The sequence below is a fragment of the Neoroseomonas soli genome (assembly GCF_018129065.1).
In the GTDB taxonomy this organism is placed as follows: domain Bacteria; phylum Pseudomonadota; class Alphaproteobacteria; order Acetobacterales; family Acetobacteraceae; genus Neoroseomonas; species Neoroseomonas soli.
Genome location: NZ_JAAEDM010000193.1, coordinates 1 through 1,236, shown reverse-complemented (window position 1 = coordinate 1,236; position 1,236 = coordinate 1). Strand labels below are relative to the sequence as shown.

1 protein-coding gene is annotated in these 1,236 nt (G+C 76.1%); it reads left to right on the top strand.

The annotated features are described in order from the left end of the window. Positions 1-195: 195 nt before the first annotated feature. The coding region (locus GXW76_RS25395) for a hypothetical protein (RefSeq protein WP_211864919.1) at positions 196-1,236 on the top strand (1,041 nt) is incomplete at its 3' end.

The following is a 1,236-nucleotide window of genomic DNA, read 5'->3' as shown; positions in this document are numbered from 1 at the left end:
CGCCGTCGAGCGGCAACGCCGGCGCGGCGGCGCGCCAGTCAGCCGGCTGCGCCGCCGCGGGCAGCGCGAGGGCAAGGGCCAGCGCGGCCGACCCGATGAGGCGAAGCCCGCCGCCTCGATTCCTCACTCTCGCCAGGTCCGGTTCCACCCGGGCACCCTATCCCGCCCCCGTGCGGCGCGGCTAGAACGGCAGGCATGAGCGGCAGCACGATGGATGCGGTGCGGGAAGGGCTGGTGCGCGGACTGGCGCGTTTCCTCGCCCCGGCACGGCTGCCGGACGGATTCGCCCCTGCCTTCGCCACCGCCCCGCGCGGGGCGGTCTTCGACCTCGCTGCCAATGCGGCGGCGGCCGAGGCCATCGCCCATCCGCTGCTCGGCGGCGCGGAAGGGGCGCTCGACCTGCTGCTCGCCGTGGGTGCCGGCGGGCTGGCGCCGCGCGCCCTCGGCCCGGCGCGGCTGACGGTCGAGGATGAATCGCCGCGCGACTTCCGCGTCGCCACGCCGCACCATCTCTTCACCGGCAACCTCTTCCGTGGGGAAATCCGCCAGCACCTGCACGGCCAGGCAGGGCCGCCCGCCCTGCTGCACGGCGGCAACCTGGTGGAATTCACTTTCAAGGGCCGCAGGCACTGCCTGGACGTGGAGGACGCCATCGTCGCCGCCGGCATCGAGCCCTGCGAGGGCGGCGTGCGCCTGTTCCACGAAAGCGCCGTCGCCGGGCGCGGCCGCTTCTCCCGCGGCGCGCCGCAGCAGGTCGCGCGCCTGCGCTACGCCTACGAGATCCGCGCCGACAGCCCTGCCGTCACGGTGGCCATCAGCCTCACCCCACTGCCCGGCGTCACGCTCGATCGCGTGCGCGTCACCACCGCCTGCGACGCGATGAGCCCGGGGGATGGCGTGGACTACGGCACGCTGCTCCTCGGCGAGGGCGCCGAGGCCCGCCGCCTGCCGAGCCCGAACGGCGAGAACGTCACCGTGCAGGACGGCCCCGTCCCGGCCTTCGCTGTGCTGCAGGACCGCGCGCCCTCGCGCGCATTGTCGCTGCGGCTGCGCCCGCTCGGCCCCGCGCCGCTGCTCAGCGTGAAGGCAAGCGGGCCGGCCGAGGGGCGGCTGCACTGGCTGCTCGCGCGCTACGCCGCGGAGCGCCTCGAACCGGGCGCGACGCTGACGGCGGGCGAGGAACGCATCCTGCTGCGCGGCCTCTCCTCGCCCCTGGCCGTGCCGCGCGGGGCGGAC